The 18,468-nt window shown below is 69.3% G+C and carries 19 protein-coding genes; 10 read left to right on the forward strand and 9 right to left on the reverse strand.

From position 1 onward, the window contains the following. The 3 genes from BN3560_RS00005 to gluQRS all read left to right on the forward strand — a co-directional run. A partial coding sequence (locus tag BN3560_RS00005) for an amino acid-binding protein (RefSeq protein ID WP_231897314.1) occupies positions 1 to 386 on the forward strand: 386 nt, incomplete at its 5' end. Between the two features lie 481 nt (positions 387 to 867). Then, on the forward strand, positions 868 to 1,758 hold the full coding sequence (locus tag BN3560_RS14580) for a phenylacetate--CoA ligase family protein (RefSeq protein WP_231897315.1): 891 nt from the start codon (positions 868 to 870) through the stop codon (positions 1,756 to 1,758). A gap of 10 nt (positions 1,759 to 1,768) precedes the next feature. Then, complete coding sequence (gluQRS, locus tag BN3560_RS00015) at positions 1,769 to 2,710, forward strand: tRNA glutamyl-Q(34) synthetase GluQRS (protein ID WP_096226493.1); 942 nt, start codon at positions 1,769 to 1,771, stop codon at positions 2,708 to 2,710. Between the two features lie 9 nt (positions 2,711 to 2,719). Here gluQRS and BN3560_RS14185 read toward each other — a convergent pair whose 3' ends face one another. Beyond that, positions 2,720 to 3,247 (reverse strand): hypothetical protein, encoded by a 528-nt coding sequence (locus BN3560_RS14185; protein WP_157780515.1) that lies wholly within the window; start codon positions 3,245 to 3,247, stop codon positions 2,720 to 2,722. A 193-nt stretch (positions 3,248 to 3,440) separates the two neighbouring features. Between BN3560_RS14185 and BN3560_RS14190 the strand changes: the two genes are divergently transcribed. Beyond that, positions 3,441 to 3,887, forward strand: coding sequence for a universal stress protein (locus BN3560_RS14190; RefSeq protein WP_157780516.1), 447 nt, complete (start codon positions 3,441 to 3,443; stop codon positions 3,885 to 3,887). A 43-nt stretch (positions 3,888 to 3,930) separates the two neighbouring features. Here BN3560_RS14190 and BN3560_RS00025 read toward each other — a convergent pair whose 3' ends face one another. From BN3560_RS00025 to BN3560_RS00035, 3 genes are all read right to left on the reverse strand, one after another. Continuing rightward, complete coding sequence (locus BN3560_RS00025; RefSeq protein ID WP_096226495.1) at positions 3,931 to 4,365, reverse strand: lipocalin; 435 nt, start codon at positions 4,363 to 4,365, stop codon at positions 3,931 to 3,933. A 62-nt stretch (positions 4,366 to 4,427) separates the two neighbouring features. Next, complete coding sequence (locus BN3560_RS00030; RefSeq protein WP_096226496.1) at positions 4,428 to 5,399, reverse strand: prenyltransferase; 972 nt, start codon at positions 5,397 to 5,399, stop codon at positions 4,428 to 4,430. After that, positions 5,396 to 6,625 (reverse strand): Mbeg1-like protein, encoded by a 1,230-nt coding sequence (locus BN3560_RS00035; protein WP_087189794.1) that lies wholly within the window; start codon positions 6,623 to 6,625, stop codon positions 5,396 to 5,398. Before BN3560_RS00035 ends, BN3560_RS00030 begins: the two co-directional genes overlap by 4 nt. A gap of 40 nt (positions 6,626 to 6,665) precedes the next feature. Here BN3560_RS00035 and BN3560_RS00040 point away from each other — a divergent pair, with 40 nt between their 5' ends. The 4 genes from BN3560_RS00040 to BN3560_RS00055 all read left to right on the forward strand — a co-directional run bounded on the left by BN3560_RS00040 (position 6,666) and on the right by BN3560_RS00055 (position 9,763). After that, on the forward strand, positions 6,666 to 7,115 hold the full coding sequence (locus tag BN3560_RS00040; protein ID WP_087189793.1) for an acyl-CoA thioesterase: 450 nt from the start codon (positions 6,666 to 6,668) through the stop codon (positions 7,113 to 7,115). Then, positions 7,112 to 7,615, forward strand: a complete 504-nt coding sequence (locus BN3560_RS00045; protein ID WP_096226497.1) for a low molecular weight protein-tyrosine-phosphatase — start codon at positions 7,112 to 7,114, stop codon at positions 7,613 to 7,615. Before BN3560_RS00040 ends, BN3560_RS00045 begins: the two co-directional genes overlap by 4 nt. Positions 7,616 to 7,623: 8 nt before the next feature. Then, complete coding sequence (locus BN3560_RS00050; protein ID WP_096226498.1) at positions 7,624 to 8,166, forward strand: phosphatase PAP2 family protein; 543 nt, start codon at positions 7,624 to 7,626, stop codon at positions 8,164 to 8,166. A 331-nt stretch (positions 8,167 to 8,497) separates the two neighbouring features. Continuing rightward, positions 8,498 to 9,763 carry a RidA family protein gene (locus BN3560_RS00055; RefSeq protein ID WP_096226499.1) on the forward strand — a complete coding sequence of 422 codons (1,266 nt, stop codon included), beginning with the start codon at positions 8,498 to 8,500 and terminating at the stop codon, positions 9,761 to 9,763. 137 nt (positions 9,764 to 9,900) lie between these two features. Here the strand turns inward: BN3560_RS00055 and ku are convergent, their stop codons facing one another. Continuing rightward, on the reverse strand, positions 9,901 to 10,752 hold the full coding sequence (ku, locus tag BN3560_RS00060; protein WP_096226500.1) for a non-homologous end joining protein Ku: 852 nt from the start codon (positions 10,750 to 10,752) through the stop codon (positions 9,901 to 9,903). A 227-nt stretch (positions 10,753 to 10,979) separates the two neighbouring features. Here ku and BN3560_RS00065 point away from each other — a divergent pair, with 227 nt between their 5' ends. Both BN3560_RS00065 and BN3560_RS14915 read left to right on the forward strand, forming a co-directional pair. Next, on the forward strand, positions 10,980 to 12,044 hold the full coding sequence (locus tag BN3560_RS00065) for a glycosyltransferase (protein ID WP_231897316.1): 1,065 nt from the start codon (positions 10,980 to 10,982) through the stop codon (positions 12,042 to 12,044). Between the two features lie 39 nt (positions 12,045 to 12,083). After that, positions 12,084 to 13,211 (forward strand): GGDEF domain-containing protein, encoded by a 1,128-nt coding sequence (locus BN3560_RS14915; RefSeq protein ID WP_096226501.1) that lies wholly within the window; start codon positions 12,084 to 12,086, stop codon positions 13,209 to 13,211. Between the two features lie 19 nt (positions 13,212 to 13,230). Here BN3560_RS14915 and wecB read toward each other — a convergent pair whose 3' ends face one another. The 4 genes from wecB to BN3560_RS00090 all read right to left on the reverse strand — a co-directional run bounded on the left by wecB (position 13,231) and on the right by BN3560_RS00090 (position 18,432). Then, the gene (gene wecB / locus BN3560_RS00075; protein ID WP_096226502.1) at positions 13,231 to 14,358 is read right to left on the reverse strand and encodes a non-hydrolyzing UDP-N-acetylglucosamine 2-epimerase; all 1,128 of its coding nucleotides are present in this window, start codon (positions 14,356 to 14,358) and stop codon (positions 13,231 to 13,233) included. 306 nt (positions 14,359 to 14,664) lie between these two features. After that, positions 14,665 to 15,660 carry a LysR family transcriptional regulator gene (locus BN3560_RS00080; protein WP_161959472.1) on the reverse strand — a complete coding sequence of 332 codons (996 nt, stop codon included), beginning with the start codon at positions 15,658 to 15,660 and terminating at the stop codon, positions 14,665 to 14,667. A 130-nt stretch (positions 15,661 to 15,790) separates the two neighbouring features. After that, positions 15,791 to 16,114 carry a 4Fe-4S dicluster domain-containing protein gene (locus BN3560_RS00085; protein ID WP_096228530.1) on the reverse strand — a complete coding sequence of 108 codons (324 nt, stop codon included), beginning with the start codon at positions 16,112 to 16,114 and terminating at the stop codon, positions 15,791 to 15,793. Positions 16,115 to 16,119: 5 nt separating this feature from the next. Continuing rightward, positions 16,120 to 18,432, reverse strand: coding sequence for a molybdopterin-containing oxidoreductase family protein (locus BN3560_RS00090; protein WP_096226504.1), 2,313 nt, complete (start codon positions 18,430 to 18,432; stop codon positions 16,120 to 16,122). Positions 18,433 to 18,468: the final 36 nt, after the last annotated feature.

Genomic DNA, 18,468 nt, shown 5'->3' on the forward strand with positions numbered 1-18,468 from the left:
GACGCGCACGTGAGCGTGCGCGGCTACAGCGCCTCGACACGGGAGACTACGGCATCGTGCGTTTCATCGTGGACGACCCCCTGCGCGCGCTGGACGTGCTCGTGGACATGGGTGCCGCCGCCACGACGACCGATGTGCTGTGCGCGCGCCTGAACGACGAGCCGGGCGAGCTCGCACGGGTCATGGGCGTCATGGCCGACTGCGGCATCAACGTCACGTACAGCTACTCGCTCATATCCACCTATATCGCGCTGTCCGTGAAGGACCTTGCGCGCGCGGAGCAGCTGCTGGCGGGCGAGCCGGTGGAGCTCATCGGTCAGGACGACCTGGCGCGGGCGCTCGGCTCCGACGGCCCCAGCGCCACGGCGTGCACCGAGGGGCGGTGAGCGCCGTGGCAGACCTGACCGCGAAGGGAGCCGCTCTTGCGGCGGCCCGCGCCGGCGACTTCGCCGGCCTGCCCGTCTACGACCGCGCCAGGGAGTGCGCACCGCGCGAGGAGGTGCGCGCGCTCCAGCTGGAGAAAGCTGAAGGCCCAGGTGGCTTGGACCTACGATCGCGTGGCGTGGTACCGCGAGCGCATGGACGCCCTCGGCGTGGCGCCGGGAGACATCCGCTCGCTCGACGACGTGCGCAAGCTGCCGTTCACGGACAAGTCCGTGCTGCGCGACACGTTTCCCTACGGTCTGTTCGCTGTGCCGCTCGACGAGGTAGTGGAGCTGCACGCCTCTTCCGGCACGACCGGCAAGCCCATCGTCGTGGGCTACAACGCGCACGACATGGACGTGTGGAGCGACTGCATCGCACGCCTGGCGCAGATGGCGGGCGTCGTGCCCGGCGACCGCGTGCAGATGGCGTTTCGGCTACGGCATGTTCACCGGAGGTTTCGGCCTGCACTACGGCTGCCAGAAGCTCGGCTGCATGATGATCCCCGCCGGCTCGGGCAACACCGAGCGGCACATCGCCATGATAGGGGACTACGGCACCACGGTGCTCATTGCCACGCCCTCCTACGCCCTGCATATGTGCGAGGTGGGGGAGCGGCTGGGATTCGACTGGGAGGCGTCCACGCTGCGCGTGGGCCTGTTCGGGGGCGAGCCGTGCCCGCCGGGCCTCAAGGCCGAGATCGAGGAGCGCATGCACATCGTATGTACCGACAACTACGGCCTGACCGAGGTCATGGGCCCGGGCGTGTCGGGCGAGTGCCTGGCGGCACGCGACATGCAGCATATCGCCGAGGACCATTTCCTGTGGGAGGTCGTGGATCCCGAGACCGGCGAGCCGGTGGGCGAGGGCGAGATGGGCGAGCTCGTGCTCACGCCGCTCGACAAGCAGGCCATCCCCGTGCTGCGCTACCGCACGCACGACCTGACGCGCGTGGTATGCGAGCCTTGCGCCTGCGGCCGCACGAGCGCGCGCATGCAGAAGGTGCGCGCCCGCTGCGACGATATGCTCATCATCCGCGGCACGAACGTGTTCCCGAGCCAGGTGGAGGACGTGCTCTCCGGCATCCGGGGCGTCACGCCGCACTACCGCATCGTCGTGGAGACGGCGAACGGCCTCGACAGGATGACGGTGCACGTGGAGCTGAAGCCCGAGGCGTTCTCGGACTCGTTCGAGGAGATGGAGGGCCTGCGGCGCGCCATAGAGGAGAAGCTCAAGGGCGTGCTCCTGGTGGGCGTGCGCGTGAAGCTGGTGGAGCCGGGCGGCATCGAGCGCACCACCGGCAAGGCCAAGCACGTGGAAGACCTGAGGAAGTAGGGGGCACCGCATGGCCGCCGCCTCGCCAACCGTCCCCGTCGTCGGGCGTTTCGCGCCGTCCCCGACCGGGAGGATGCATGCGGGCAACGTGTTCGCGGCGCTCGTCGCCTGGCTCGTGGCGAAGTCGCAGGGCGGGCGGATGGTGCTGCGCATCGAGGACCTCGACGCCGAGCGCTCCAAGCCGGCCTATATCGACGCGGTGCAGCGCGATTTCGAGGCGCTCGGCCTCACCTGGGACGAGGGGCCGTACTTCCAGCACGACCGCACGGAGGCCTATCGCGCCGCCTTCGACGGGCTGGCCGCGCGCGGGCTCGTGTACCCCTGCTTCTGCACGCGCGCCGACCTGCACGCCGCCTCCGCGCCGCATCGGGGCGAGAAGCCGGTGTACCCGGGCACGTGCCGGGAGCTTTCCGCCGCAGAGCGCGCCTCACGTGCGCTGGAGCGCACGCCCGCCCAGCGCCTGCGGGTGCCCCATGAGGAGGTGGCGTTCACCGACCAGGTGCAGGGCCCCTATGCGCAGAACCTCGCGCAGGACTGCGGCGACTTCCTCGTTCGCCGCTCGGACGGGGCGTACGCCTACCAGCTGGCCGTGGTGGTGGACGATGCCGAGCAGGGCGTGAGCTCGGTGGTGCGCGGCGTGGACCTCTTGTGCTCGACGCCGCAGCAGATCTACCTGCAGAGCTTGCTGGGGCTGCCGCATCCGGACTACGCGCACGTCCCGCTGCTCGTCGCCGAGCGCGACCGGCGCCTCTCGAAGCGGGACCGCGACGCCGCCCTCGATGCGCTGCTCGCGCGCTTCAAGACGCCCGCGGCCGTCGTCGGACACATCGCCGGCCTCACCGGCCTCGCGCCCACCTGCGACCCCGCCACCCCCGAGGAGCTGCTCGCGACGTTCGACCTCGCCGCCCTGCCGACAGCCTTCCCCGACCTCGTGCAGGTGCGCTGGGAGTAGGTACTCGACCTACAGCCCGGCGAACAGGATGCCCACGAGGGCGACGACGGCTATGATGGCCAGGGTGAACAGGATGGTGGCGAGGGGCAGGTGGTCGAGGCGCGCGGCGTGCGCACGGGAGGCCATGCGGGGATCTTGCGAGGAGGCGCTCTCCTTGGGACGGTCGGGCCGCTGCACGATGAAGAACCACACCATGGCGACAAGCAAAGCCACGAACGCCACGTTGTTGACCAGGGTGGCCGCAGAGGCGAGCAGGGCGTTGCCGGCCAGCTTCGCCCCTTCGAACGCGAGCAGCGTGGCCACGAGCACGCAGGCTGCGAGCAGCACCACGGCCATGCGCCGCCCCATCTTGCGGACGCCGCCCGCACCGGAGAGCCCGGCCGCGGACCCGACGGCGCTCTCGGCCTCCTCGACGGCTGCGGCGCCTCCCGCCACGAGGAACAGCCACTTCCCCTTCCAGAACATGAACGCTGCCAGCGCGAACGCGACGAGTGCCGCCGTGGCCGCCGCAAAGGCGGCGATAGTGGTGCCATCCATCCGAAACCTCGCAGTCTTGTATCGTATCCTTGGTTGCCTTCGGCTTGATTATAGCGCTCCTGCCGAAGGAGAGGGGTCGGCTGCCGATGGGTTCTCTGGAGATTGCGGGCATGGTAGAATGAGGGAAACGAGCAAGGTGCCTGATGGGCTGCCGGTTCGCGCAGCCTTGGACACGGGAGAAAGCGGGTTTGCTATGGGTTACGGAGCGATCTTGGTCGCATACGATGGTTCGGCACCCTCGAACCGTGCACTGGCGGACGCCCTCGAGCTCGTTGAATGCGGGCTGGGCACGCGGGTGGTGGTGCTGAGCGTCAGCGATCCTCTGAAGATGGAGGATCCCGCATTCGTAGCCGCGGCGCGCGCTGCAGGCGTGCTGCTGTCGCTCGGCGGCGACGAGAAGGCGAGCCTCGAAGCCCTCGAGGAGCAGGTTGCCGACCGCATCGCGCACCACGAGGGCGCGGTCGACCTGCGCGTGGCGTTCGGGAAGCCCCAGGAGGCCATCGTCCGCGAGGCGGCTCAGGAGCCCTGCGGCCTCATCGTCATGGGCAGCCGCGGCCTGGGCGCCATCAAGGGCATGCTCGGCAGCGTGAGCACGGCCGTGCTCCACGCCTCGCCCGTGCCGGTGCTCATCACGAAGTAGTCGTGCAGGCAAGCCGGCGCCTACGCGTTTTGCCCGTATGCCGTCAGGCGAACAGCAGCGACAGGGCCGTGAGCACGATGCAGGTGGCTGCGAGGGTGACGACCAGGCGCGAAGAGCCGCCGGCGAAGTAGGGGCGGCCGTGCACCTTGCAGTGACAGGCCACGGTCCACACGATGCAGCCACCGTATGCCAGGAGCGCCACGCCGCTCACCACGAAGCCGGCCTGCACGAACAGGGCGCTGCCCGCCAACCGCCCCATCTCGGACGCCATGAGCGTGGCGACCACCGCGAAGCAGGCGACCATGACCCAGGAGAGGCGTCGGCCCGTCTCGCGGGTGCCGGCGGGGAAGAACGTGCCCTTCCTCGTGTGCTCGGGCCGGGCCACGAGGAACTGCCAGCGACCGTTCCATAATTGGACGGCCAGCAGGGCCGACGCGACGAGCAGCGCGATCCCCACCGCGAAACGGACGATCTCCATAGCGCATCCTCCTTGCTCTGTCGCGCCTGCCCGACGGCCGAGCGCCGGGCAGGCTGCGATCCCTATACGGCGAGAACGACGCCGCTCGCGAAGATGGCGGCGGCGTAGAACGCCCCGAGCGCCACGTTCACGCTGCACACCTGCGCCATGGCCCCCACGCGGGCGGGCGGCGCCAGGGGGTTCTTCAGCAGCGCGCCCACGAGCGGCCAGGCGGCCAGCAGCATGAACGGCACCACCACGAGCCCGCCCGTGAAGAACACGGCCACGAGCGCCACGATGGCGGCGATCCACGCGAGGAGCACGGCATGGTAGAGCCGCCGCGCCCGCTCGCGGCCGAGCAGCACGGAAAGCGTGCGGCGCCCGGCCTGGACGTCCTTCTCCACGTCGCAGGTGTTGTTCGTGAACATGATGAGGCCCACGCCCAGCACGGTGGGCACGGCCCACAGAAGCGCCCGCAGGTCGAACGAGCCCGTGAGCGCCTGGTAGCAGGCGAGCGGGATGAGGCCTCCCATGACGAGCCCGCTCACCAGCTCGCCGATGGGCAGGTAGGAGATGGGCGTCCTGCCCGCCGAGTACAGCACGACGACCACGGCGCCCACGGCGCCGATGGCGAGGGGTATCCACCCTGCAGCCCAGATGACGTAGGCGCCGAGCAGGAACGCCGCCGCGAGGAAGCCCACGGCCAGCGCGAGCGCCGCGCGCGGGTCCACGTTGTTGTACACCAGCACGGCATCGGTCGGGTCCACGTTGTCGTCCGCGGAGTCCGCGCCCTTCACGTAATCGTAGTAGTCGTTGAACGTGTTCACGGCGGACTGCATGAGCACGCAGATGGCCAGCAGCGTGAACGCCATCGTCACCGACACGCCCCCCGTCGTCGCAGCAGCGGCGGCGACGGCGACGAGCGCCGGCAGGATGGCCGCCGGCCACGTGTGAGGCGCGGCCAGCTGCAACGCCATGCGAGCGGAAAGCCGGCCGTAGGGCGCCCGCCGCCCCGCGCCTTCCTCGATGCCGCCTGCTGCCGATACCTCGCTCATTGCCTTCGTCCTTTCCGGTCGTACGCCTCGCGCCGCCGTGCCAGCCAGGTGGACGGGGAGGGCTTGAAGCGCCTGACGGTCTCGTCTTTCAGGATGCCGCCCAAGCTGCCGAGCGTCTTCCAGATGAAGCTCTTCGTCTCGGCGTCCAGCTTCGTGCCCGAGCCCAGCAGCCGCCTCGTGTTCGCGAAAAGGCCCTCCTGGAACTCGGCCCACGTGCTGGCCTCCGTGGAGGCGAACAGCTCGTAGATGGTGTCGATGAAGCGCTCGCGCTCGGCCGGCGTCTTGCCGCGCAGCCACGCGTCCAGCGCCTCGTCGAAGAACACGGCCGCGCGGTTGAGCGCATCCTGGTACACGAAGTCGTCGCCGTCCACCTGCCAGGAGAACGGCTCGTGCTGGAACACCGACAGCGCAGAGGACTGCACCACGCGGTAGTCGGGCCGCCGCTCCAAGATCATGCCGAACGCGGAGGACTCGGGCACCGTCTTGTGCAGCAGCGCCGCGAAGCGCCCGTCGTGGATGCGGGGCGACGGATCGTCCAGGAACGAGGGCCCGTCGTGGTTGTAGACGCCCGCGAGCCGCGCGTAGGCGCCCCCGTCGACCACGAGCGCCGCGAACTCGGCAAGGTTGCCGCCCTTGGAGTGGCCGCAGGCCACAAGCGGCCCTTCCACGGCCGACGCCACGCCCGAGAGATAGGCGGCCGCCGCGCGCTGGGAGGGAATAACCTCCTTGAAGCAGAGGTTGAAGTCCTCCTTCCAGCCCGCGAAGCTGCCGTCGGTCCCGCGGAACGCCAGGCAGGCGAACTCGCCTCGCCCGGCGCGCGCCCCGCAGGCTCGCCCCTCGTAGAGCGCGCCCTCCGCCTCGGCGGCGACGCGGCCGGGGACGACGAACGTCGTTGCCGAGAACTGCTTCTCCACGGCATCCGAGCGCTCGTTGGCGTAGAAGGCCAGCTTCACATCGCGGAAGCGCCGGCTGGCCATGAGGACGCGCAGGAACGCGCGCGCGTCCTTCGCGTCCTCCAGCCAGCTCGCGCACGTGAGGGCGCGCCAGTCGGCGAGCGCCACCACGTCGTGCAGGAGCACGCGCTCGGGCGACGAGGGGTCCACGAGCCCGCACGCCTCGTAGTTGAAGTAGCAGAGCGTGGAGAACACGAGACTGTCGACGGGGTTGAACGGTGATTCCGCGAACGTTCGCTGGTTTTCCTGGATATACGATACGATATTGCCCATAGGACCATGGTATCAAAACGGAAGGGACGTGAGAGCGGCCATGCGGGTTTGCACGCCAATAACCATACGCTACGGCGAGACGGACATGATGGGCGTCGTCTACCACGCCAACTACCTGCTGTACTTCGAGGACGCGCGCACGGCGTTCCTCGAGGCGCTGGGCTACCCCTACGCACGCATCGAGGAGGCGGGGCTCATGTCGCCGGTGACGCACATGGAATGCGACTACCGCGAGCCGCTGCGCTACGGGGAGGGGGCGATCGTGCGCACGCGCGTCGTGCTGTCGCGCCCGACGAAGACCGTGTACGCCTACGAGGTGTTCAAGGAAGGGCAGGACATGGACGCCGACAAGCCGTGCTGCACGGGCCGCAGCACGCACTGCCTGGTCGATGCCGCCACGTTCAAGCCCGTCAGCCTCAAGCGCCGCGTGCCCGAGCTGTACGAGCGCTACGCGGAGGCGCTCGAGCCGGACGAGGAGGAGGGCCGATGACCGCGCCTTTCCGCATCCTGTTCGTCTGCCACGGCAACATCTGCCGCTCCCCGATGGCCGAGTTCGTCATGAAGGACCTCGTTGAGCGGCGCGGCCTGGACGGGTGCTTCTCCATCGCCTCGGCCGCCACGCACGACGACGAGATCGGGAGCCCCGTGCATCCCGGCACGCGCGGCGTGCTGGAGGCGCAGGGCATCGACTGCTCGGGCAAGACCGCCCGCCGCCTGGGCCGCGCCGATGCCGACAAGTGGGACCTGTTCGTGGGCATGGACGAGGCGAACATGCGCGACCTGCGCCTCCAGCTGGGGCGGGGGGCCGAGGGACGCTGCCGCAAGCTGTTGGAGTTCGCCGGCTCCGACCGCGACGTGGCGGACCCGTGGTACACGGGCGATTTCGACGTCACCTACGACGACGTGCTCGCCGGGTGCACCGGGCTCCTATCCCTCCTCGTCGGCGATGACGCCGAGGGCCGGTGCCCCGGCGGTGCGCGGTTAGGGTAGCGCAGCGCATGGACATCGCCGTCCTCGACTTCATCCAGGCGCACCTGCGCTCGCCGCTCATGGACGCGCTCATGCTCGCGGCCACGCACCTGGGCGACCTTGCGCTCGTGTGGCTTGTCGCGGGCGCCGTGCTGGCGGCCCAGCCGCGGCACCGCCGCTACGGCGTGGCCGTGGTGCTTGCCGTGGCCGCCACGGCGGCGCTCGGCATGCTGGTGCTGAAACCGCTGTTCGGGCGGGTGAGGCCGTTCGAGGCCTACGGCTTCATGGGCCTGCTCGTCCCGCCGCCTGCCGGCGACTCGTTCCCCTCGAACCACTCGATGGTGTCGTTCGCGGCGGCCGCCGCGCTCTGCTGCGTGCCCGGCAGGGGGCGCCTGTCCGTGGCGCTCAAGGTGGCCGGCGTGGCGCTGGCGTGCCTCATCGCCTTCTCGCGCCTGTACCTGTACGTGCACTACCCGAGCGACATCCTCGTGGGCGCCGTGGTCGGCGTGGCCGTGGGCGTGCTGTCGGTCAGGCTCGTGCTGCGGCTCTGGCCCGAGAAGACGCCGTCCTGATCCCGTTCGGACCCCGCGCCGCCACCGTGCGCAAGGCCAATCGGTGAGCGGTAGATACCGTAATCCTGCATGAAACGGGGACCGCGCCCCCGGATTTCCGCATAGGCTCTGCAAGGCCTTCCAGAATTTGCGGTAAACGGTCGGTCAACACCTTTTCCGCTGGTCAGTAAATCGCCTGAAAAGTATTTTGTGCAGATGCACAAAACGATATAATGCAGCCCTCCCGCAAAGCGGGGGGCCTTGCAGGGCCGCATCCCCAAGGGAAGCGCGGAGCCGCACGGGCCGAACGAACGCAATCGTCAAGCGAGCACTCGAGAAAGCAGGTACCCCAATGAGCGGTGACAATGTAGTCCTGGCACGGAACGTGGAGGGCGCGCCCGTAAGCCCCCTGCACGCGCAAACCGCGGCATTCTCCCATTACAACAACCTGTCGGCCCAGCTGCCCCTCGACCCGGAGACCGGCGAGCTGGTCGAAGGCGGCGCCCTGGAGCAGGCCGCCCAGTGCTTCGAGAACCTCGAGGCCGTGGCGGAGGGTATCGGCCACACGCTGGGCGACGTGGCGCGCCTCACCGTGTTCGTGCGCGACATCCGCGACCTGGACGCCGTGGACGAGGCGTTCCGGGCCTACTTCCCGACCTACGTGCCCGCCCGCACGAACCTTGCCGTGGCGGCGCTGCCCCTGGATGCGCTCGTGCAGGTGGAGGCGCTCCTCACCAACGGCGAGGGCACCATCCCCGACGCGCCCCAGGCCGGCGACCTCGTGAAGTACGTGAACAACACGCACAACGCGCCCTACGACGCCCTGTCCTCGCAGACCGTGGCCTTCTCGCACTACAACAACATCTCCGCCCAGCTGCCCCTCGACCCCGCGTCGAACCAGATCGTGGTCGGCGGCGTCGCGGAGCAGGCCGCCCAGTGCCTCAAGAACATCAAGGCCGTCCTCACGAGCGTCGACGTGCCCTTCGACGACATCGTCAAGATCACCGTCTTCCTGAAGGACCTGGCCGACATCGACGCCGTCGACGAGGTGTACACGCGCTTCTTCCCGGATTCGGGCATCGCGCGCGCCGTGGGCTACCTGCCTGCCCGCACGGTCGTCGAGGTCGCCGACCTGCCGCTGCACGCGCTCGTGCAGATCGAGGCCGTCGTGTCGCACGGCGACGGCACGCCCCCGCAGGAGGTCGAGGCCCGTCACGGCCTGATCATCGAGGCGAACAACACCGACGCCGCCCCCGTGAGCGCGCTCTCCACGCAGTCCGTGGCCTTCTCGCACTACAACAACATCTCCGCCCAGCTGGGCGTCGACGCCGCGACGGGCGAGCTCGTCGCCGGCGGCGTGGCCGAGCAGGCCGAGCAGGCGTGCAAGAACATCCAGGCCATCATCGAGAACGTCGAGCACACGATGGCCGACGCCGTGAAGGTGAACGTGTACCTGCGCGACCTCGCGGACCTCGCCGCGGTCGAGGACGTGTGCGCCCGCTGCTTCCCCGGCACCCCCGCGTTCCGCGCCGTGGGCACCTCCGCCCTTCCGATGGACGCGCTCGTCATGATCGACGCCATCTTCGGCAACGCCGAGGGCACCCCGCCCGTGGCGTAAGCGCGAACCCCCTTTCGCCCCCTCTCTCTCCTCGGAAAGCCCCCGGATGCAGCAGCAGCCGGGGGCTTCTCTTCCGCTGGGGCCGGATGCATCGGGCGACCTTGCCCGCGCTTCCCCGGCCGTGCGGCAGACGGCGGTCAGCCGGCGCGCTTCGCGGGGGGCTTGCGCTTCGGCTTGGGAGCCTTCCCGCCTTCGGTGCTGCTGCTCGCCTTCGCTTCTCCGGCATCCTCGCCGGTGCGGGCCTTCAGGCTGGCAGCGAGGGCGTCCATGAGGTTGATGACGTTCGCGGGCTGGGAGGCGGGCTTCTCGGGGGTCACCTGCTTGCCGGCTATCTTGTCCTGGATGAGGCCCATGAGCTTCTCTTGGTAGGCGTTCTTGAAGCGGGCGGGGTCGAAGGGCTCGGCCATGCTCTCCACCAGGCGCTTCGCCATGTCCAGCTCCGCCTCGCCCACGGCGGGGCGCTCGGCCGGCTTCGGGAGGTCGCGCACCTCGCTCTGGTAGTGCAGCGTCATCATGACCAGGTCGTCGCCGTAAGGGATGAGCGCCAGCGGCGTCTCGGAGTTGCCCAGCACCGTGGTGCCGATGGCAGCCTTGCCCTCCTCGACCATGGCCAGGCGCAGGAGCTCGAGCGGCTTCTCGCCGCCGGGCTGGGCCATCACCTGGTAGGGCTTCTCGAAGTAGACGGGCGGCACCTCCTGCAGGTCCACGAACTGCACGATCTTCATGGCGCGGTCGGCGTCGGTCTTGATGGCGTCCAGCTCCTCGTCGCTCACCACCACGTACTTGCCCTTCTCGTACTGGTAGCCGCGCACGATGTCCTCCGGGCCCAGCTCCCGGTTGCAGTCGGGGCATGTCTTCACGTAGCGCACGCGCTGCATGCTCTCCTTCGCCAGCTGGTTGAAGCGCACGGCGTCGTCCTGGGTGGCGGGGTAGAGCTCCACCGGTATGTAGACGAGGCCGAAGGCGATCGCGCCTTTTCTTCCTGCCATGGAGCCTCCTGTCGGTCGGGAACCGGCCGGATCGCGGCCGGGCCTGCATCGTAGCGCAGCGCGGCCCGGCCCGTGGCTTTTCCGGCCTTGCCGAGGGCGACCTGCTGCTGAAGCGGTGATGGCGCGTTGACGGATCGGTTGCGGTTGCCGACGGCCGCGCGGGCTGCGTTATGCTGGAGGCTCCGCACCGGCGCGGACGCGCCGGAACACGAGGAAGGAGCCGGGCAATGCCCGCAGACGTCGTCTATTGGATAGGCTTTGCCGTGGCGCTCGCGTTCATCGTGTTCGGCGCCGACGACCTGCTATGGGACGTGTTCGCCCTGTTCCGCCGCGTGGGCCGCAAGAAGGTTCCGCTTGCGCGCATCAACGAGAAGCCGCCCAAGATGCTGGCCGTGGTCATAGCCGCCTGGCACGAGGACGCCGTGATCGGCGAGGTGATAGACAACCTGGTGGCCTCGGCGCAGTACCCGCGCGATCTCTACCGCGTGTTCCTGGGCGTGTACCCCAACGACGGTGCCACCCTGGCCGTGGCCCGCGCGCTGGAGGCGCCCCATGGGGGCACCGTCGCGGTGGCGGTGAACAGCCGGCCCGGCCCCACGTCGAAGGCTGACAACATCAACCACACGTTAAGCCTCATTCGGGGGTACGAGCGCGACCACGACGTGCGCTTCGCCAGCGTGACCATCCACGACGCCGAGGACGTGGTGCATCCCAACGAGTTCAAGATGACCAGCTATCTCATCGACGACTACGACGCGCTGCAGTTCCCCGTGTTCCCGCTCATCCGCATGCCCCGGCTGCGCCTGTTCCTCAAGACGCTCACGACGTCCACCTACGCCGACGAGTTCGCCGAGCACCACTTCCGCACCATGGTCATGCGCGACGAGCTGGGCTTCGTGCCGTCGGCCGGCACCGGCTTCGCCGTGGGGCGGCGCGTGCTGGACGCGTTCGGCGAGGGGGAGCTGCTGCCCGAGGACAGCCTGACCGAGGACTACCGGCTGTCGCTCACGCTGCGCATGCGGGGCTTCCGCGTGCACTACGTGCTGGAGCGGGTGCCGCGCGTCGACGCGCAGGGAAGGGCGGTATGGGACTACATCGCCACGCGCTCGCTGTTCCCCTCCGCGTTCCGGGCGGCCGTGCGCCAGAAGGCGCGCTGGGTGTACGGCATCACCATGCAGAGCGCGAGCCTGGGCGACGTGTTCGGCAAAAGCGCGCTCACGTTCGCCGAGCGCACGTTCCTGTACAAGGACCTCAAGGCGAAGTTCGCGAACTTCGTGCTGCTTCCCGGCTAGGCCTTCACGCCGCCTTACCTGAGCTACGCGAACGACTACGTGCTCTCGACCATCGCGCAGCTGCAGCCCGACGGCGAGACGGTCGTGGCGAACGACCTGAAGATGGGCGACATCCAGAAGGCGGCCGCCGCCCCCGAGCGCTTCGAAGGCGGGCAGGTCATGATCTTCGACGAGGGGGGCACCGTCATAGGCAGCACCGACTCCTCCTACCTGGGCGGCAACCTGGCCGCCTCCGCCGACGAGGCCGAGGCGGCGGCCCGCGAGGCCCGCGAGGCGGCGCAGGGCGCGTTCGCGTCTGACGAGGAGCGCGCCAAGGCCGCGGGCAAGGCCGACGCGGCCGAGGCGTTCGCGGCGTTCCGGCGCGGTTTCGACGGCGGCCTCGCCGCACTCCGGGACCAGCCCGGATCGGCGCAGGCGGTGGAGCTGGACGGAGGAAGCTGGTACGCGTCCCTGCGGCAGGAGGAGGGCTACGGCTTCCTCGTCATGGCGCCGGCGCTCTCGGCCTGGGCCGCCACGGCCACCACGTGGCTCGTGCCGCTGCTGCTGGTGGAGCTGCTGCTGGTGTACGTGCTCATGCAGGCGTCCCGCTGGATGAAGAACCGCGAGCTCAAGGCCGCCTACGTGGAGCTCGGCCAGATGCAGCGCCGCCTGGAGATAGCGCTTACCGCGGCGCAGAAGGACGCCGCGATCGACGACCTCACCGGCATGATGAACGTGCGCTCGTTCCGGAAGGCCGTCACGTCGCTGCTCGGCGAGATGGGGGAGGGCGACCGCGGCATCTTCATCATGCTGGACGGCGACCGCTTCAAGGCCGTGAACGACACGTACGGCCACGACGCGGGCGACGAGGCCATCAAGCTGTCGGCGCAGATGATCGTGGGCCGCATCAGGACCGTCGACCTCGCGTCGCGGCTCCATGGCGACGAGTTCGCCATCTTCCTGTCGGGCACCGACGACTACGAGGTGGCGCAGCGTCTGGTAAGGGACATCAACGACACCATCGCCCGAGAGGCCGAGCGGCGCGGCGTGCCGTCCATCAGCCTGTCTGCCGGCGCCGTGGCCGCCGCGCGCGGCGACGGCTACCTCGACCTGTCGAAGAAGGCGGACGCCGCCCTCTACCGCGCCAAGGAGGGGCACTCCGGAGGCTTTGCCCGCGCCGACGCGTAGGCGCGGGCGGGACGGGGCGTCAGGCCCGGCCGAACGTTTCGCGCAGGGCTGCGCGTATGCGCTCGGCGGCATGCCCGTCGCCGTAAGGGTCGGGTGCAGCCGCCATGCGCGCGTAGAGCGCGGCGTCGTCCAGCAGCGCGCCCAGCGAGCGGCGCACGCCCTCGTAGGTCGTGCCCGCGAGCAGGGCGCAGCCGGCCTCCACGGCCTCGGGGCGCTCGGTCACGTCGCGCAGCACGATCACCGGCACGTCCAGGGCCGGCGCCTCCTCCTGCACGCCGCCCGAGTCCGTGAGCATGAGGCTGCACCGCGCCATGAGGTTCGAGAAGCCGCCGTAGTCGAGCGGTTCCACCAGATGAACGCGGGGCGCCCCGCCCAGCTCGCGCTCTGCGACCTCGCGCACGGCCGGGTTGCGGTGCACCGGGAACACCACCTCCACGTCGTCGCGCGCGGCCGCCTCGTCGCGCACGGCCGCGAGCATGCGCGCGAGGGGCGCCCCCAGGTTCTCGCGCCGATGGCAGGTGAGCCCGATGACGCGCCTGCCCGCGAAGTCGACCCGCCCCAGCTCCGGCGCGTGGAAGCGGTAGGCCGGGCCCACCACGGACAGCAGCGCGTCGATGACCGTGTTCCCCGTGACCCATACGTCGCGCGCCTCGGCGCCCTCGGCGACGAGGTTGGCGCGGTTGCGCTCGGTGGGGGCGTAGTGCCAGGTGGCGATCGTCGAGACGAGGCGACGGTTCATCTCCTCGGGGAAGGGCTCCCAGCGGCGGTGCGAGCGCAGCCCTGCCTCCACGTGGCCGACGGGAACCTGGGCGTAGAAGGCGGCCAGCGCCACGGCGAACGTCGTGGTGGTGTCGCCGTGCACGAGCACGACGTCGGGCGGCGCGCCGCCCAGCACGTCCGCGGCGCCCTCCAGTATGCGGGCCGTGAGCCCCGGCAGCGCCTGGCGCTCGCGCATGGCGTCCAGGTCGTAGTCCACGCGCAGGCCGAACAGGCGCGTCACCTGGTCGAGCATCTCGCGGTGCTGCGCGGTCGACAGCACGCGGACGTCGAACGCGGGGTCGGCGCCGAGGGCGCGCACGACCGGTGCCATCTTCACGGCCTCGGGCCGCGTGCCGAACGCGACCAGGGCCCGAACGGGCTCCTCCATGCCTGCCGTCCTTCCGTTCCGGGGGATCGCCCGAGCTCCCCGCGCCGCCCGGAGGCCGTCGGGAAAAAGAAGGGGCCGGCCCTTGCGGACCGGCCCCGTTCGTGCGCTGTGCGTTATGCAAGGCGCCGTATGAACGAGATGCAGAACGCGGCGCCTGCGAAGCACAGCAAGGAGATCGAGTATCCCATTGGTTCCTCCTTGCATCCAGAACCCTCCTTGTCAGGTTCTGCTAGCCGAACTATAGCACGCACGCGGGAGTCCCGTTAAGCCTGCGATGCCCGCCGTAACCGTCCGGTTTTCAATCCGTTACGGACGGGCGTGCCCGCCGGGAGGCTGAGCCCGGGAAGGAGAGGACGGGAACTGCAGCGAAGGAAGCGCGTCGGGACCGCTGCGCGCAAGGAATTCCTCCTTGCCGAAACCCTCGCACGCCTCTTCCAGGAAGTCGATGAACGACGTGATGGCGCCGGTTTCCTTCGACCTCTTCCACACGGCCCCCGCGCAGATCTCCATGTTCTCGTCCGCAAGCGGCACGAACTCCACGTTGCCGTTTCCGAACACGCGCAGGTGGTCGAGGGCTATGGCCACGACGCCGGCCGTCACGAGCGTGGCCATCATGGCGCCCACGTCCTCGAACCCGGCCGGGCGTACCTCGGCGCCGGCGTTGCGCAGCTTCACGTGCATCTGCTCGAGCATGCTCTTGGAGCGGTTGAAATGCGGCACGACCACCCGCTCGCCGCGCAGGTCGGCGATGCATACCGACGCGCGCTTGGCAAGGCGGTGCCCCACGGGCACCGCCAGCATGTAGCGGTCCTCGTACAGGCGCCGATAGCAGAACTTCGCACCCTGTATGCCGTCCTGGTAGATGGCGAGCCCCACGTCGATCTCGTTCTCGTTGAGCGCCTTCTGTATGTTGGCCAGCTCCATAGTGCGGAAATGGAAGTCGACGTCGGGGTGCTCTTTGCGGTAGCCGCGGCACACGAGCGGCAGGAACGAGCCGAACGAGCCTTCCAGGAAGCCGATGCGAATGACCGACGACACGCCGTCGGCGTACTGCGAAAGGTGCTCGAGCGCGCGCTCGTAGTCCTCGACGATGCGCTGGGCGTCCTTCTGGAACAGCCGGCCCGCCTCGGTGAGGCGCACCGAGTGGCGGTCGCGCACGAACAGGAGCGCGCCCAGCTCCTTCTCAAGGCTCGATATGTGCCCGGAGAGCACCGACTGCGAGATGAAGAAGCTCTTCGCCGTCTCGGTGAAGTTCAGGTTGGATGTGAGCAGCAGGAACTCGTAGAGCGTCTCGATGCGCAAGGCAAACCCCCCTTTGTCTACCCCATCATTGTAGCGTATCGGACGATGGCGGGCGACACGCGCCTGCGGCGGCGCGAGGGCGGCGCGCAAGGCGTGCTGCGCCAACCGCGCCGCCCTCGCGGGACGCCTCCTAGGTGAACAGCGCCACCTTGCGCTTGTCCACCTTTGCGCCCAGCTCCTCGAGCGTGCCGTAGTGCAGGCAGCCCGCCTGGCAGTGCTGCACGCAGCTCGGCGCCTTGCCGGCCGCCTGGCGACGCGCGCAGCGGTCGCAGCGGTCGGTGGGCACGGGCACGAACTCGTACTGCCAGCGGCGCTCGTCCAGCTGGTCGGGGCCGATCTGGGTCAGCCTGATGCCGAACCGGTCGGGCGCCAGCCCGTGCTCCTGCTGGCAGGCTATCTCGCAGGTGTGGCATCCCGTGCAGAACTCGTAATCGACGGCCAGGTACTTGCGCATGGTCATCACTCCTCGATCTTATCGATGCGGCACAGCTGCGACTTGTACGACGCGCCGAGCCCCGACTTGCCCGGCCGCATGGGCACGAGCTGGTTGATGTTGCTCTCGAGCGTGCCGAACAGCGTGCCGTCCTCGGGCCCGCGCTCGGGGAACCACCAGCCGTGGTCGGCCGACACCGTGTCCTTGCGGATGCGCACGCTGGTATGGGCGCGCAGGCGGGCGGAGCCCAGGTTGTTCGAGATGGTGCACCAGTCGCCGTCGGCGATGCCGTAGGCGGCCGCCGTCTCGGGGTGCACGAGGAACTCGGGCTCGGGGTGCAGGCGCCGCATGGACGGGCTCTGGCGGTGCTCCGAGTGGAAGAAGCCCCACTTGCGCGCGCCGGTGGTCAGCACGAGCGGGTACTTCTCGGCCAGCTCGGGCGCCGACACCGGGCTCTCGGGCGGCTCCTCGTACGTGGCGAACGGCGAGAAGCCGAAGTAGGCCATCTCGGCGCAGTAGAAGTTGTAGCGCCCGGTGGACGTGGCGAAGCCGGGCGTCCCGTCGGGGCGCAGCAGCCCCTTCTCGTACTTCTTGTACTCGAACTCGGGGTAGGCCCACGCACGCTCCTTGAGCGAGTCGTAGGTGAACCCGGTGCTGCGCAGCAGGTAGTCGTAGAAGTCCTGCTCGGAATCCCACGGCCGATGGTCGCGCCCGGCGAAGCGGTCGCCCAGCTCGTAGATGATGCGCTGGTCGGACTTGCACTCGCCCAGGGGCTCCACCGCCTGCGCGATGGCGCCGAGCGCGTAGGGCTGGTGCCCGGTGATGCCGATGCGCTCCGCGAAGCACGCGGCGGGCAGCAGCACGTCGGCGCAGGCGAGCGCCGTGGGCGTGAGGAACAGGTCCACCACCACGTTGAACTCCATCTTCTGCAGCGCGGGCAGGATGCGCTGGGGCTGGGCGCCCATGCAGGCGATGGCGTTGTTCTGCATCATGAACATGGCCTTGATGGGGTAGGGCTCGCCCGTCTCCATGGCCTCGAGCAGGGCGTCGGGGCTGATGCCGTTCATGGCCTCGAGGGCCTTGTAGCCGCCGTGGTTCTTGCGCTCGGGGTGCGGGATGGGCTCCGAGCACTCGTCCCACACCGAGCCGCGCGGCGACCAGGTGACCGACATGCCGAAGGCGGGGTCGGCCGCGAGCATGCCGCCCGGGTTCTCGAAGTTGCCGGTGAGCGCCATGAGGTCGAAGCACGCCATGCCGGTGATGAAGCCCTCGGAGGTGTGGTCCATGGCCACGCCCCACTGCAAACAGCACGACTTCGCGCGGCCGATCTTGCGGGCCGCCTCCACGATGAGGTCCTCGGGCACGCCGCAGGTCTCGGCGGCGAAGCTCACGGGATACTGGCTCACGTGCTCGGCGAACTCGTCGAAGCCGTAGCACCAGCAGCTCACGAACTCATGGTCGTAGAGATCGTCCTTGATTATCTGATCGCAGAGCGCGAGCGCCAGCGCCGCGTCGGTGCCGGGGCGCAGCTGGAACCACACGTCGGCCTTGCCCGCGAGCCAGGTGAGCGTGGGGTCCATGACGATGAGCTTGCTGCCGCGCTTCATGCTCTCCACCACCCAGTGCCCCAGCGTGCCGTCGGAGTTGGCCACCATCGGGTTGTTGCCCCATACGAGGATGTACTCGGGAGCCTCCCAGCGGGGGTCGTCGTAGCGGTCGGGGAAGAACTGCGAGTAGTCGCACACGAACAGCCCGCCGCTCTTGAGCGCGGTGGAGAAGATGCGCGGGCCGTAGCAGGCGATGCCCGACAGGAAGCCGGTGCCGTAGTTGGGCGTGCCCAGGTACTGGGCCATGAGCGGGCCGTAGCCGTTGATGTCGCGGCCCGTGCCCTGCGTGACCCAGATGGCCTCGTTGCCGTACTCGTCGATGACGGCCTTCATCTCGCGCTCGATGATATCGTAGGCCTCGTCCCAGCTGATGCGCTCGAACGCATTCTTGCCGCGGTCCTCCTTCGCGCGCTTCAGGGGGTACTTCAGGCGGTCCTCATGGTAGAGCATCTCCTTGAACGCCAGGCACCTCGGGCAGAGGCGCCCCTGGTTGTAGGGGTTCTCCGGGTCGCCCTCTATCTTCTCCAGCACGCCGTCCCTCACGTACATGAGCACGCCGCAGTTGTCGTGGCATCCCGGGCCCGTGCGCGCGTTCGTGCGCAGCACCGTGCAACCGTCCTCCTCCCATTGGCAGACGCGGCCGGTCGGGTCGTCCTGCGTTCGTGCCACCGGCACGTCCCCCTCGGGTGCCGCGGCGCCTTGCGGGCCCTGCTTCTCAAGCTTCTCGGACATGGCTCCTCCTCGTCATGCGGATGTTCGCCGATGCCC

The organism is Gordonibacter urolithinfaciens (assembly GCF_900199375.1).
GTDB lineage: Bacteria > Actinomycetota > Coriobacteriia > Coriobacteriales > Eggerthellaceae > Gordonibacter > Gordonibacter urolithinfaciens.